General features: G+C 69.0%; 15 protein-coding genes. 4 read left to right on the top strand and 11 right to left on the bottom strand.

Going from position 1 to position 13,873, the window contains the following annotated elements; translation table 11 throughout:
- Window positions 1–53 precede the first annotated feature (53 nt).
- Genes kdsB through cysM form a run of 9 tightly spaced genes read right to left on the bottom strand, consistent with a single transcriptional unit; the run spans window position 54 to window position 7,412 of the window.
- Complete coding sequence (gene kdsB / locus F468_RS0103925; RefSeq protein ID WP_018994649.1) at window positions 54–821, bottom strand: 3-deoxy-manno-octulosonate cytidylyltransferase; 768 nt, start codon at window positions 819–821, stop codon at window positions 54–56.
- 7 nt (window positions 822–828) lie between these two features.
- Window positions 829–1,023, bottom strand: a complete 195-nt coding sequence (locus F468_RS0103920) for a Trm112 family protein (RefSeq protein ID WP_018138762.1) — start codon at window positions 1,021–1,023, stop codon at window positions 829–831.
- Between the two features lie 29 nt (window positions 1,024–1,052).
- Entirely contained in the window at window positions 1,053–2,078 is a 1,026-nt protein-coding gene (gene lpxK, locus F468_RS0103915) for a tetraacyldisaccharide 4'-kinase (RefSeq protein WP_018138763.1), read from the bottom strand.
- Between the two features lie 2 nt (window positions 2,079–2,080).
- Entirely contained in the window at window positions 2,081–3,220 is a 1,140-nt protein-coding gene (locus F468_RS0103910) for a glycosyltransferase N-terminal domain-containing protein (protein ID WP_018994648.1), read from the bottom strand.
- A gap of 35 nt (window positions 3,221–3,255) precedes the next feature.
- On the bottom strand, window positions 3,256–3,681 hold the full coding sequence (locus F468_RS0103905; RefSeq protein WP_018994647.1) for a biopolymer transporter ExbD: 426 nt from the start codon (window positions 3,679–3,681) through the stop codon (window positions 3,256–3,258).
- Window positions 3,678–4,322 carry a MotA/TolQ/ExbB proton channel family protein gene (locus F468_RS0103900; protein WP_018138766.1) on the bottom strand — a complete coding sequence of 215 codons (645 nt, stop codon included), beginning with the start codon at window positions 4,320–4,322 and terminating at the stop codon, window positions 3,678–3,680. Before F468_RS0103900 ends, F468_RS0103905 begins: the two co-directional genes overlap by 4 nt.
- 35 nt (window positions 4,323–4,357) lie before the next feature.
- Window positions 4,358–5,698, bottom strand: coding sequence for a 23S rRNA (uracil(1939)-C(5))-methyltransferase RlmD (gene rlmD / locus F468_RS0103895; RefSeq protein WP_018174668.1), 1,341 nt, complete (start codon window positions 5,696–5,698; stop codon window positions 4,358–4,360).
- Window positions 5,698–6,504, bottom strand: a complete 807-nt coding sequence (locus tag F468_RS0103890) for a 3'-5' exonuclease (RefSeq protein WP_018174667.1) — start codon at window positions 6,502–6,504, stop codon at window positions 5,698–5,700. Before F468_RS0103890 ends, rlmD begins: the two co-directional genes overlap by 1 nt.
- A complete protein-coding gene (cysM, locus tag F468_RS0103885; RefSeq protein WP_018174666.1) occupies window positions 6,501–7,412 on the bottom strand; it encodes a cysteine synthase CysM in 912 nt (303 codons plus the stop codon). The genes F468_RS0103890 and cysM overlap by 4 nt, the downstream gene beginning before the upstream one ends.
- Before the next feature lie 349 nt (window positions 7,413–7,761).
- On the opposite strand from cysM, the gene F468_RS0103880 reads away from it, so the two are divergent.
- On the top strand, window positions 7,762–8,469 hold the full coding sequence (locus F468_RS0103880) for a MarC family protein (RefSeq protein WP_018138770.1): 708 nt from the start codon (window positions 7,762–7,764) through the stop codon (window positions 8,467–8,469).
- A 22-nt stretch (window positions 8,470–8,491) separates the two neighbouring features.
- Here F468_RS0103880 and F468_RS0103875 read toward each other — a convergent pair whose 3' ends face one another.
- Together F468_RS0103875 and F468_RS0103870 are read right to left on the bottom strand one after the other, a co-directional pair.
- Window positions 8,492–9,826, bottom strand: a complete 1,335-nt coding sequence (locus tag F468_RS0103875; protein ID WP_018138771.1) for an MFS transporter — start codon at window positions 9,824–9,826, stop codon at window positions 8,492–8,494.
- Between the two features lie 56 nt (window positions 9,827–9,882).
- Window positions 9,883–10,521 carry a TIGR02281 family clan AA aspartic protease gene (locus tag F468_RS0103870; protein WP_018994646.1) on the bottom strand — a complete coding sequence of 213 codons (639 nt, stop codon included), beginning with the start codon at window positions 10,519–10,521 and terminating at the stop codon, window positions 9,883–9,885.
- 107 nt (window positions 10,522–10,628) lie between these two features.
- Between F468_RS0103870 and F468_RS0103865 the strand changes: the two genes are divergently transcribed.
- The 3 genes from F468_RS0103865 to ispG all read left to right on the top strand — a co-directional run bounded on the left by F468_RS0103865 (window position 10,629) and on the right by ispG (window position 13,865).
- Window positions 10,629–11,459, top strand: a complete 831-nt coding sequence (locus F468_RS0103865) for a hypothetical protein (RefSeq protein WP_018174664.1) — start codon at window positions 10,629–10,631, stop codon at window positions 11,457–11,459.
- Window positions 11,440–12,534: a hypothetical protein gene (locus F468_RS0103860; protein WP_038048953.1), complete on the top strand. Its 1,095-nt coding sequence runs from the start codon at window positions 11,440–11,442 to the stop codon at window positions 12,532–12,534. The genes F468_RS0103865 and F468_RS0103860 overlap by 20 nt, the downstream gene beginning before the upstream one ends.
- Window positions 12,535–12,638: 104 nt before the next feature.
- Window positions 12,639–13,865 (top strand): flavodoxin-dependent (E)-4-hydroxy-3-methylbut-2-enyl-diphosphate synthase, encoded by a 1,227-nt coding sequence (gene ispG / locus F468_RS0103855; RefSeq protein WP_018994644.1) that lies wholly within the window; start codon window positions 12,639–12,641, stop codon window positions 13,863–13,865.
- Window positions 13,866–13,873 lie beyond the last annotated feature (8 nt).

Raw genomic sequence — 13,873 nt, 5'->3', positions numbered from 1 at the left:
CGATGGTAGCAGGAGCGGCGCCCCAAGTCTGCGGAAACCCGGAGAATCCGTGGTCAGACACGCGCCCGCCCCGACAGCAGGGCATCTACCCGGTCTAGGTCCTCCGGGGTATCGACACCCGGCGGATGCGCATCGCCGCGACGGCCGACCTGGATCCAGGCACCCATGGCCAGGGCCCGCAGTTGCTCGAGTTGCTCGAGCTGCTCGAGTGCAGCGGGTGCCTCCGCACTCATTCGGCGCAAAAAGCCGGCACGGTAGGCATAGACGCCGAGATGCCGGGTCGCCTGATCCAGCGCCGGGGCACGGCCTTCCCGATGGGCCTCGCGATCCCAGGGGATCGGGGCACGCGAGAAATACAGGGCGCGCCCTGACGCATCGGTGACCAGCTTCACCTGGTTCGGGTCGGCCAGGTCTTCTGGGCGGACGATCGGAACGCCGAAGGTCGCCATGTCCGCGTCCGGGGTGTCGGCCAGCAGGCGGGCCAGGTCATCCAGCAGCGGCCCCGGGGTCAGCGGCTCGTCACCCTGCAGATTGACCACGATGGACTCGTCGCCCCAGCCCTCGGCGGCCGCCACTGCCGCGATGCGGTCGGTACCGGAGGGCAGATCCGCCTCGGTGGGAAACGCCTCGACCCCGCACTGGCGCGCGACATCGAGGATGCGCTCGTCGTCCGCCGCGACGATCACCCGCGAGGCCCGGCTCTCCTTCGCCCGGGCGATCACATGGGCGATCAGGGGGCGCCCGGCGACGGCTGCCAGCGGCTTGCCCGGCAGCCGGCTGGAGGCCATCCGGGCCGGGATCACGACGTGGAAGGCGGCCATGGAACCCTCAGGCCTCGCGCCAGCGTTCCTTTTCCTCGTCCGACAGCGCGCGGGCCTCGTCCTCCAGCATCACCGGGATCTCATCGCGGATCGGATAGGCAAGACCGGCGGAGACGGAGATCAGTTCCTGGTTCTCGCGGTCGTACTTGAGCGGGCCCTTGGTCACCGGGCAGACGAGAATATCGAGCAGACGCTTGTCCATGTAATACCCCAATAGTAGTTGCGACGCGGTCAGATCAGCGTCTTCTTGATTCGGGCGACCGTCTCCAGACGGGCCAGCAAAGCCGACTCGAAGGCGGACGGCACGCGGGCCGCAATCGGCCAGTACCAGTGATTCTCCTGCGCGAACGCCCGGCATTTTACGGCATCCTTCTCGGTCATCAGAACCGGCAACCCGTCACCGAAGCGGATCTGGTGCGAACGAAAGCGGTGATGATCCGGAAACGGGTGGCGGATGATGTCGATATGGGCCGCCTCGAGCATGCGAAAGAAACGCTCCGGGTCGGCGATGCCGGCAATCGCATGGGCATCGCGACGGGCAAAGCGGTGCGGCTTGTAGCCCTCGCCCTGGCCATCCACGCGCTGCAGGCGACTGGACGGCACCAGCTCCATCGCAAACTCGCCGGGGCCAGGCTCGCCACTGGTCACCAGCACAAAGTCCGCCCGCTCCCGTGCGGTCTTCGGCTCGCGCAACGGCCCGGAGGGCAGGCACAGACCGTTGCCCAGCCGGCGCTTGCCGTCGATCATCAGGATGGTAATGTCACGCGGCAGACGGTGATGCTGCATCCCGTCGTCCGCGATCACCACATCCACGCCCTGGTCGGTCAGCGCCTGAGCCCCGCGCACGCGATCGCGGTCGACCTGTACCGGAACCCCGGTGCGCTGTGCGATCAGCAGGGGCTCGTCCCCGACCACCACGGGGTCGGAAAGCGGGGTCACGCGAATCCCTGCGACGTCCCCGCGCCCGCCGTAGCCCCGGCTGACGATCCCCGGCCGATACCCGGCATCCGCCAGCCGTTTCGCCAGCCAGATGGTCATCGGGGTCTTGCCGCTGCCACCCACCGTCAGGTTGCCGACCACGATCACGGCCTTGGCCGGGATCGTGATGCCCCGCCGGGCCTGCTCCAGCCGATGGCGATTCCACTCCACCGCTCCGGCATAGGCCAGCGACAGCGGATACATAGCCGCCGCGAACGGCCCGCGATGACACCACTGATCCCAGATGCGGGCGCCCAGCCACGCCTTGAACCGGCCCATGGCTACCAGTCCCAGACCCGCCGCAGCACGGCATCGAAGTTGGCGTCCACCTGCCGGCGCTCCTCCCAGAAGCGCCGACGGGCCGCGTCACCCTGCTGGCGCCGGGCGGCGGGGTCGTCCCGCAGGCGCGCCCAGGCCTCCAGCACGGCGGAGGCATCTTCCAGCACCGGGCATGGCACCTCGGTGGCCGGCGCCTCTCCCAGACTCACGGCCGCACCCCCCGCCAGTCCCTGCCAGAGGGCCTGACGGTCGGGGGCGGCCAGGTGTATCGCATGCGCGGCGCTGGCCGCTGCCGCAAACCAGCGCCGGTCATCCAGATGCAGGACGGTCCCCGGCGCCAGAGCCGAGCGATCCCAGTCCGAGACCCGCAGCCCGGCCCCCGGGAGATCGCGCGCGGTCGCCGCCGCCCCACCCCGGCGGCTGGCCAGCAGGATATCGGTCGCCCCCATGCCGGATGCCACCCAGGCCGCGCGCCATGCCGACCACTGGTCGTCACGTCCATGCCACCACCAAAGCCGCTGCACCTCCCCGCCGACCAGGGCGCGCAGGACCACGTCCGCCTGGGCCTCGACAAAACGCGCCTGGGGGTCGGCGACCGGCAGGACATCGGCCGCCGCACCGTCCGCCCAGCTCGTGGATGTGTTCAGGGGCCAACACTGGTCCACTGGCCGCGCGGGTTGCCACTGCGGGGGTCGCGTATTGACTGCGGTCACCGGGCATCGGGCCTGTGCCAGCAGGCTGCGCGGGGCACCGCCCCCGGCCAGGAGGATGCCGTGGGGCTGGAAGCGATCCAGGACACGGCGCACCACGCGCGGGCGATCGCTGGGCCCATAGCCCACGCCGACCTTCTTGAATGGCTGCATGTGGCGCTCGAACAGCTCGGGGTAGTCCTGCTCGAAGGTCAGCACGATGCGCACGTCCTGACGCTTGTCGCGCACCGCACCCAGCAGCTCGATGCCCAGACGTACATCCTCGGCGGTGCCACCAGCCTTGATCCAGACCAGACGCCCGCGCTCGGCGGGCGGGCTCAGAAAACCGCGGCGCGCCCGCGCCCGCGCTCCGTTGCCCTGGCGATAATCGCGCCAGACGGCACGCCAGACCGGCAGCGGGCGATCACCGTAGCCCGCCGCCTCATCTCCCATGCGCAGCCCCGAAGGCGGCATCTTCGCGTGGCCCCTCAGTCATCGTCGTCGCGTTCACCCAGGGTCGCGATCGAGACCGAGGTAATGCCCAGGCGCCCGACCACGTCGAGCGCGCGCACCACCGACTGATGCGAGGTATTGGCGTCGGCGCGGATCAGCACGGGATCATCCTCGCGCCCCTCGCGCGCCTCGGACAGCACGCGTTCCAGGGTCTCGGCGCGGCGGTTGACCAGCTCCTGGCCGTTGACGAAGTAGTTGCCGTCGGCATCCACCACGATATCCAGCCAGGCCCGCTCGACCACTTCGGCCTCGCGGTCGGCCGAGGGCAGGGTCAGTTCGATGTCCGCATGCTGATCGAAGGTGGTCGAGACCATGAAGAAGATCAGCAGCAGAAACACCACATCGATCAGCGGCGTCAGATTGACGCCCGGCTCGTCATGGTGCGGCCTGCGAAAGTTCACGCGGTGACTCCGCCTTCCGGCGTGGCGGCGGTTGCGTCCCGCTCGCCGTGGATCACCTCGACCAGCTTGGTCGCCTCCTGCTCCATCTCCAGCACCAGCTCGTCAATGCGGCCCCGGAAGTAGCGATGGAAGGCCAGTGCCGGGATCGCCACGCCGATGCCGGCGGCGGTGGTGATCAGGGCCTGGGAGATGCCCCCGGCCAGATCACGCGGGCTGCCCACGCCGATCTCGGTGATCACGGTGAAGACCTCGATCATCCCGACCACGGTGCCGAGCAGGCCCAGCAGCGGGGTGATCATCGCGATGGTGCCCAGCGTATTCATGTAGCGCTCGAGTTCGTGGGCCACCCGACGGCCGGCCTCCTCGATGCTCTCCTGGGTGATCTGGCGCGCACGGTCATGGGTGGCAAGACCGGCGGCCAGGATCGCGCCCAGCGGCGAACCCGCGCGCAGGCGCTGGATGTCGTCGAGCTTGAGGCCCTGCGTGCGCATCTGCTCCCACACCGAGGTCAGCAGGCGCGGCGGGACCACGCGCGAGCGGCGCAGCGTCCACAGCCGCTCCAGCACGATGGCCACCGCGAGTACGGAACACAGCAGGATCGGCAGCATCAGCCAGCCGCCCGCCTGTACGATCTCCAGCATTCAGTCTCTCCCTCTTGGCTCGTCGGGCCGGCGCGTCAGTCGCGCCGGAACACGGCCATGGATTCCACATGGGCGGTATGCGGGAACATATCCATGATTCCGGCCCGCTCCAGGCGATAGCCATGATGATGCACCAGGCGCTCGGCGTCACGGGCGAGCGTGGCCGGGTTGCAGGAAACATAGACCATGCGCTCGATGCCCTGCGGCGCCAGCGCCTCGATCGCCGCAGCCGCGCCGGTGCGCGGCGGGTCCAGCAGCACGCGGTCGGCGCGCTCGTGCAGCCATGCGGCGTTCTTCAGGGCCTCCACGTCGTCCAGGTCGGCGCGTTCGTAGCGGGTGTTGGCGATGCCCTGGTCGCGGGCATTGGCGCGCGCCCGTGCCAGCATCGCGTCGTCCACCTCGACGCCAACTACTTCGCCAGCCACCTCGCCATCCAACACGCTGCGCGCCAGCGGCAGGGTGAAGTTGCCCAGCCCGCAGAACAGATCCAGCACCCGCTGGCCCGGATGCAGGTCCAGCGCGGCCAGCGCCTGCGGGACCATCTTGCGGTTGATCCCGGCATGCACCTGGATGAAGTCCGTCGGCATGAACGGGACCGACACGTCGTAATCCGGGTGGCGATAGACCAGCGGCTCGATCGGCCCGGCCAGCGGTTCCACCGTGTCCGGGCCGCCGGGCTGCAGATACACCTGAATGCCCTCGGCCTCCGCCCAGGCGGACAGGCGCGCGCTGTCCGCCTCCGACAGTGGATCCAGGTTGCGAAAGATCAGCGCCACGCGCTCGTCGTCATCCACCGCCACCTCGATCTGCGGCAGGCGATCGCGCGCCTCGAGGCCGCCAATCAGCTCGCGCAGGGCCCGGATGCGCTGCCCCACGGCCGGGTGCAGCACCTCGCAGTGGGTCATCTCGGCCAGATACGGACTGCCGCGCTCGCGAAAGCCGACCAGCACCCCGCCCTTCTTCGGCACGTACTTCGCCCCCAGCCGCGCGGTGCGGCGGTAGCCGAGGGTGGTGTCGGTCAGCGGCTCGAAACGGGCCTCGGGGGTCACGTGGCCGATACGCTCCAGGGCATCGAACAGGGCCTGCTCCTTGATCGCACGCTGGGTCTCGATCGAGGCATGCTGCAGCTTGCAGCCGCCGCACAGGCCGAAAAACTCGCAGGGCGGCTCGACCCGGCCCGGGGCCGGCTCCAGCACCTCTACCACCTCGGCGCTGTCGAAGCGGCGCTTGCGCCCGGTCTGCTGGGCCATCACCCGCTCGCCCTTCAGCGCCCCGTGGATGAAGCAGGCCTTGCCATCGCGGCGGATCACGCCCTGGCCATCCAGCGTGACCTCCTCGATGGTGGCCTCGAACGGGGTCTTGTCGATGCGTGCCATCAGTCCGCGCGTCCGGCCGGCTGCCAGGCGTCGAGGAATTCGCGGTGGTGGGCCGCGCCGCTGGCCTCCAGGTACTCGGCCAGCTGCTGCTGCCGGCTGGCCAGGGCCGCGTCGGTCAGATTGCCGCGCATGTACTCGAAGCGCAGCCAGACCAGATAGGTGTTCAGCACGTCGTGCTCCACGTAGTCGTGGATCTCGCGGGCGCGGCCGTCGCGCCAGGCCGGCCAGACCTGGGAGCCGTCCATGCCCAGCTTGCCGGGAAAGCCGAGCAGGCTCGCCATCATGTCGAGGCTGGTGACCGCGCGGCCCTGGAAGCCGGCCAGCACGTCCATCAGGTCCACATGGCGCCAGTGGAAGCGCGACAGGTAGTTGTTGTAGCGAAACTCGCGGTCGTCGTCGCCCTGCTCCCAGTAGCGCGGGGCCTGCACACCGTTGACCAGCGCGCGGTAGTGCAGCACCGGCAGGTCGAAGCCGCCGCCGTTCCAGCTGACCAGCTGCGGCGTGCGCTTGTCGATTACATCGAAGAACTGGCGCAGCAGCTCGGCCTCGGTCGGCGTCTGGCCGTCCTCGCCCTCGCGCCCGAACGCGGAGAGCTTCAGCGCGTCGCCCCCCTGGTAGAGCACGCCGATGGAGACGATGCGGTGCAGCGGGTGCTTCAGGAACTCCGTGCCGGCCTGCGCGCGGCGCAGGGCGAACAGCGCCTCGGCCACCTCGTGATCGCTCAGGCCCTCGAAGTCGTGCAGGCGCCGGGCGCCGTCGATGTCGGGGACGGTCTCGAGATCGAAGATCAGGATCGGGGCGCTCATACGGGGAACACGCCGGTGGAGATGTAGCGGTCGCCGCGGTCACAGATGATCGCGACGAAGGTGCCGCCCTCGGTCGCGGCTGCAAGCTTCAGGGCCGCGGCCACGGAACCGCCGGAGGAGACACCCGCGAAGATGCCCTCCTCGGCGGCCAGCCGGCGCATGGTGTCCTCGGCCTCCTCCTGGGTCACATCCACCGTCTGGTCGACCCGCGAGGCCTCGAAGATGGTCGGCAGGTACGCCTCCGGCCAGCGCCGGATGCCGGGGATCGACGATCCCTCAGTGGGCTGCACGCCGACGATCTGCACGCTGGGGTCGCGCTCCTTCAGATAGCGCGACACGCCCATGATGGTGCCGGTGGTCCCCATCGCCGACACGAAGTGGGTCACCGTGCCCTCGGTGTCGCGCCAGATCTCCGGCCCGGTGCCGATGTAGTGGGCATCGGGGTTGTCCGGGTTGCCGAACTGGTTCAGTACCCGGCCCTTGCCCTCGGCCTCCATGCGGTCGGCCAGGTCGCGCGCGCCCTCCATGCTCTCCTCGCGCGAGACCAGCACCAGCTCGGCGCCAAAGGCCTTCATCGAGGCGCGCCGCTCGGCGGACATGTTGTCCGGCATCACCAGGATCATGCGATAGCCCTTCATCGCCGCGACCATCGCCAGCGCGATGCCGGTATTGCCGCTGGTCGCCTCGATCAGGGTATCGCCGGGCTGGATGTCGCCGCGGCGCTCGGCCGCCTGGATCATGTTCAGCGCGGGCCGGTCCTTGACCGAACCGGCGGGATTGTTGCCCTCGAGCTTCACCAGCACGGTGGACGGCAGATCCGCCGCCATGCGCTGCAGGCGCACCAGCGGCGTGTTGCCGACAAAGTGCTCGAGGGTCGGGAAGGATTCAGGGTGCAGGCGTTTCTTCATGCGCGCAGAGTATAACGACCGGGCCCCGTCCCTGCCCACGCACGCGACGGTCCGGCGTCGGGGCTTCCCATGGAGATTGCTTCGTCGCGCTGCTCCTCGCAATGACGCGAAGGGGGCACCGTCATCGCGAGATTCCGCCGGGGGCGCGGCAACTTCCGTCCGGAACCACCGGAACCGAATTTCGGGCGCCCCGCAAGCGTCAGGCGATTGCTTCGTCGCTTGGTTCCTCGCAATGACACCAAAAGGGCACCGTCATCGCGAGGCGCGCAGTGCCGTGGCGATCGGTGTGATCAGGCCGCCTGCGCAAGCTTATCTCGCAACCTTCCGGCTTCCGGCCTAAGATCCAGTCATGCTCGTACTGCTGGAATACCTCGTCGTCACCTTCCTGGCGGTGTTCGTGATCGTGAACCCGCTGACCACAGCGTTCATCTTCACGGCGATGCTGCCACGCGCCTCTGAGGAGAAACGGCGCGCGATCGCACTGCGTTCGGTGAAGGTAGCCACCTCCCTGCTGTTCGCCTTCGCCCTGCTGGGCGGGGTGATCTTCCAGTTGTTCGGAATCACCCTGGCCGCGTTTCGCATCGCCGGCGGCATCATCCTGTTCGGCATCGCGATCGGCATGATTCGGCAGAAGGGAGCGACCGAAAAGGAGACCGCCGAAGAGGTGAAGGCCGACAAGGGGCACGTGACCGAGGATATCTCGGTGATCCCGCTGGCGATCCCGTTCATGAGCGGTCCGGGTGCGATCGCCACGGTAATGATCCTGACCAGCGAGGCCCCGACGGTCTATCACACGGGGCTCGTGTTCCTCGGCGTACTGGCCTGCATGGTGGCCTGCTACTACGCGATGATCTATTCGCGCTACATCGTCCAGTACCTGGGCGACACCGGGAAGGACATCCTGACCAAGGTCTTCGGCCTGATCCTGGCGGTACTGGCCGTGCAATTCGTGATCAACGGCATCAGCGACGCCGCAATCGGCTTCATGCTGGACACCGAAATGCTGGACGAAAACGAGGTGGAGGACCCGCGCATCCCGGCCCGTGACCACGATTAGGGCAGCGCGACTGCCCTTCGAGTCAGGCCGTATCGGGCTCGCGGTTGCGCCGGGCGAGATGCAACGGAATCGAGGCCAGCAGCGCGGCCACGAACAAGAACAGACAGAACAGGATCGCATTGGCCAGCCCCAGCCAGGCCTGCAACAGGCCAATCCCGACCAGGCCAAAGATCGCGGCCGCCCGCGCCGACAGCGCCCAGAAGCCAAACCAGCGCCCCGCCTCGCGTACCGGCACCATCATGCCCACCAGAGCGCGCCCGGCCGACTGTGCAGCCCCAAGACACAGCCCGGCAATAATCCCGACCCCGAGAAACACCATCTGCGCCTCGACCGGCTGGCCCAGCAACGCGCTCAGCCACTGTGCAATGGCCGAGGTGCCGAAGATCGCCAGCACCGCCAGCGCCCACAGCACGAGGGTGATGCGGTAGATACGCACCGGTCCGACGCGGTCCATCAGGAAGCCAAACCCGATCGCCCCAATGATCGCCGTGACCTGGGTGATCACGAACATCGCGATGCGCACCGACTCCTCCCACTGGATCACCTGCGAGCCGTAGATGAAGGTGAAGGAGATGATGATGTAAATCCCGGCCATCATGAAGAAGATGGACACATACAGCGCGCGCAGCTCGCGGCGCTGCCCCAGGGTCACCAGCGCCTCGCGCACGCGGCGCCAGCCAAGCCCCAGTTGCAGCCGTCGGCGCATGCGCCGACGCGTACCACGCTCTTTCAGGAACAGGAAGGTCGGGATCGCGGAGATCAGGAAGAAGGCCGCGGCGAACGGTCCCACCCAGCGGATGCGCTCGAAGTTCTCCTCGCTGACGTCACCCAGCAGACCCAGGGCAAAGGCGGTGGCAATCAGCCCGCCGACATAGCCCATGCCCCAGCCGAGCCCGGAGATCCAGCCAAGCTTCTCCGGCGGCCCGAGACTGGGCAGGAAGCTGGCGATAAAGGACTCTCCAATCGCGTAGCCAAAGTTGGAGGCGATGATCAGCGCCATGCCGAAGACCACCAGCCCCGGCTCGACGAAGTAGAGCATCGCCGTGGCGATCACGGTCAGCATCCAGGAGGCCATCAGGAAGCGCTTGCGCGAGGCCGTGGCATCCATGATCGCACCGGCGAACGGGGCAGCGATCACCACCATCCCGTAGCTGATCGCCAGGGCCAGGCTCCACAGCAGATTGCCCAGCCGGTAGTCCGGCCCGTCACCGACGATGATGCGGGTGAACAGATCGCCGAAGATCACCGTGATGATCAGCAGCGTGTAGGCCTGGTTGGCGAAGTCGAACATCGCCCAGCCAAAGATCTCGCGGCGCGGGGCGGGGGCATCGACGGGGTGACGCCGGATCAGCGGCATAGGGGACCGGAGGCATGGTTTGCCGCATCCTAACGCGAATCCACCTGGCAGGGAGCTTACGGCCGGATGGTGTAGGCCCCGCCGTCGAACTCGACCTCGAAGGCATCCAGGAACGCCTGACCCAGACGCGAGCGCGGCAGGTCCTCGTCGGCCAGGACGATCACCGGGACGTCATCACGGGCCAGGTGCCCCAGTTGCAGGCGATCAACACGCAGCGAACGACCCTCGATCCTTCCGCGGGCGCGTTCGACACGGACCGACTCCCCGCGATCCGGATCGAGACCCGCGCGCCGGGCATCGCGTTCGCGCAGCAGCACCCACTCGGCCTCGGGATCAATCACGAAGGTCACCGCCTGACCGTTGACCCCGCCGGTAACCGCGTGCTCGCCCGCCGAATCCCGATGTACGCTGACCCCGGCGCCACGCCGGTCGACCTGGGGCGCACCGGCGCCGCGGGGGCGTCTTTCCACCTGAAGTTCGCGACGCTCGCCGGCGCGCTCGACCACCGCGCCACTGCCGGAGATGCGCAGTACCCGCACCCCGCCCGGCCCGGTCTCGCCCTCGCCGACCAGCGCGCGCTCGCCGTCGACCGACAGCACGACCTGATTGCCGAACACGGCATGCAGTTGCCAGTCCTCCGCCGATATCGGCACAGCGAGCAGACAAAGGAGAATAATGACGGCGATGCGTGGCATGCCCCGGTTATACCCTGACCACCTGAACCGCACCAGAACGGCTTCTTCCTGCATCGCGCGACGCCCGCGCTTGCTACCATCGGGAGACATCCCTTGCGGAGTCACGCATGTCCGCCACTGCCCCCGCCGCCGCGGTGCCCACCCGGGCGCCGGCCAATGCCGCCCGCCAGCTGTTCACGCTGGTGCTCCTGCTGATGGGGCTGTGGCTGCTCCACCTGAACCTGCGCGTGGCGCCCGAAGCGGTGATCCTGGCCCTGTGGATCGGGGCGACCCTGCTGATCGGCTACGGCGGCTTTCGCCGCCACCGGTTGCGCCGGGCGGCGTTCCTGCGCGGCTATCTGGATGCGGGCAGCCCGTGGAGCGAACGCCTGCGCGGGGGCCCGCTGATGGCATTGCGCCACTTGGTCGTGGGGGCTCTGTTGGGCGGGCTGCTGGTCCTGGCCTTGGCCCGCATCCAGACCCCGGCGGTGTGGGCGGTCCTGGTCGCGGGCGCGCTGGCACTGGTCGTGCTGGAGGCCGCCTTTGCCCGGCTGATCGCCGGTCATGCGCACCCGCGGCTGGCCCCGGAGCTGGCCCGGCGCGGCGCCTTGTGGATCACCGGCGGCGGGCTGACACTGGCGTTGCTGGTGCTGGCCCTGCGTGGCTGGTATCCGGACCTTTCCGGCGCCTCGCTGGAACAGGTGATCTGGTTCATGGTGGAGCACGAAGGGGCCCGAAGCGCCGTGCTGGAGATCGGGCTGCAACTGGCCGCGGCCCAGGACGGGCTGCGCCTGTGGCTTGGCCAGCAGTGGCTGCCGCCCGGCGCCCAGCCCCTGCCGGTGCTGGTGGCCTGGTCGCTGCTATTGATCGAACAGGCATTTTTGGCCGCCGGCTTCCTGCTGCTGGCCAACGGACTGCTCCCGCCCCGTGATCCCGGCGATGACCCCGCGCAACCGTAGACTCCTGCGGACCCTGGTCTGGTTCGCGCTGACCGCCCTTGCGGCGGCCGCGTTCCTGGCCCAGGTCGATCGCCACGAACCGCGCCAGTGGGATGACCAGGCGCATGTCGAACTGAAGTTCGAGGGCGAGCGCTATCGGCTCGACCGCGACCGGCTGAGCCGCCTGGAGCGCTTCTCGCTGGAGTGGCTGGAGGCCGGTGACGAGCAGGTCCGAGCCCAGTGGCAGACTCGGATTGATCACGAACTGGACCAGCACTTCCAGACCTTGCACGACCGCGTGCCAGAGGTCGCGGACTGGTACTTCTCGCTGGGTGCGGAGTATCAGCGCCTGTTGCTCCGCGGCGCCCAGTGGCTGGGCACGGCCGAAGAAGACGCAGCCACGCGGGCCCTGCGCGATCAGCTCCTGCCGGAAGACCTCTGGGACGGCCCCCTGCAGGCGCTTGCCGAACGGGCGCAATGGGGCCTGGACGAGGATCAGCGCAAGGTCCGGGATGCCTGGCGCATCGCCCTGACGCGCGAGATGGCCGACGCCCGCGTACCCGCCACGCCGGCGGCCCTGCAGTCGCCGATCGAACAGCACGCACGCATCGAACGCGCCCAGCAACTGGCCAGTGCAATGGATGCGGATCTCGCCCGGCTGGAACAGCGCGCGGGCCTGGCAGCCACGGCCGCCGCCGGGACGGGGCTGGCCACCCCGCTGATCGCCCGTGCGGTCCAGGCCCGTCTGGCGGCCCAGGCGGCGCGCAGTGGCGGCGCGGCACTGACCCGGGCCGGGCGTGCGGGGGCCCTGGGCGCGGGGGTCTGCGCCTGGAGCGGCCCAGTCTCGCTCGGCTGCGGGATCGCGGCCGCCGGCGCGGCCTGGGTCGGGACCGACTGGGTGCTGCTGCGGATCGACGAGGCGCGCCACCGCGAGGCCCTCGAGGCCGCCCTGCACGAGGCCCTGGACGCCCTGCACACCGAGACCCGCCTGACCTGGCAGCAGGCCATCGCCGAGCATGTCGAGGCACGCCACACGGCCAGCCGCGAGGCAATCGACCGGACCTTTCAGCCGTGGAAGGCGGCCCTGAATCCGTGAACTGCAGCAGCTACGGCAACCCCGTGCCGCCTGCGGCGTCTCGGCAGCGGGCGGGGCCTGCGTTACACTCCGCGCACCGTTATACCGCCCCCGCATAGCTCAACATGAACACGACCCCCACCCGCCGCAAGACCGTCCCCGTTCGCATCGGCCCTGTCACCGTCGGTGGCGATGCCCCGGTGATGGTGCAGTCGATGACCAACACCGATACTGCCGATGCGCTGCGCACCGCCGTGCAGGTGGCGGAACTGGCACGCGCCGGCTCCGAGGTCGTGCGCATAACGGTGAATTCCGAGGACGCGGCAAAGGCCGTACCGGAGATCCGCGAGCGGCTGGAGACCATGGGGCTGGAGGTGCCGCTGGTCGGGGACTTCCACTTCAACGGGCACAAGCTGCTGACCAAGTACCCGCAGTGCGCCGAGGCGCTGGCCAAGCTGCGCATCAATCCCGGAAATGTCGGCCGCGGCTCGAAGCGCGACGCCCAGTACGCCGCGATGATCGAGACCGCGATCCGCTATGACAAGCCGGTGCGCATCGGCGTGAACTGGGGCAGTCTGGACCAGGCCCTGCTCGCGCGGATGATGGACGAGAACAGCCAGCGCGCCGAGCCGGCCGCACCCGAGGCGGTGATGCAGGAGGCGCTGATCGCCTCGGCACTGGAGAGCGCGGCCGAGGCCGAACGCATCGGTCTGGCCCACGACCGCATCATCCTCTCGGCCAAGGTCAGTGGCGTGCAGCCGCTGATCAGCGTCTACCAGGACCTGGCCGCGCGCTGCGACTACCCGCTGCACCTCGGGCTGACAGAGGCCGGCATGGGCGCGAAGGGCATCGTCGCCTCCACCGCCGCCCTGGCCGTGCTGCTGCAGCAGGGCATCGGCGACACCATCCGCATCTCGCTGACCCCGGAGCCCGGCGGCGACCGCACCCAGGAGGTCCTGGTCGCCCAGGAGATCCTGCAGAGCATGGGGCTGCGCAGCTTCCTGCCGTCGGTGGTCGCCTGCCCCGGCTGCGGTCGCACCTCCAGCGAGTATTTCCAGCACCTGGCACAGGACATCCAGTCCTACATCCGCCAGCAGATGCCCAACTGGAAGCAACAGTACCCGGGCGTGGAGGAGATGACCGTCGCGGTAATGGGCTGCGTGGTCAACGGCCCCGGCGAGAGCAAGCACGCCAACATCGGCATCTCCCTCCCCGGCACCGGCGAGCAACCCGTGGCCCCGGTCTACGAGGACGGCGAGAAGACCGTGACGCTCAAGGGCGAACGCATCGCCGAGGAATTCCAGGCCCGCGTCGAGGCCTACATCGAACGCCGCTACGGCCAGACCGCCTGACGCACCAC

It is taken from the genome of Thioalkalivibrio sp. ALJ2 (genome assembly GCF_000378325.1).
GTDB lineage: Bacteria > Pseudomonadota > Gammaproteobacteria > Ectothiorhodospirales > Ectothiorhodospiraceae > Thioalkalivibrio.
This window is presented reverse-complemented; position numbering and strand designations above follow the sequence as displayed.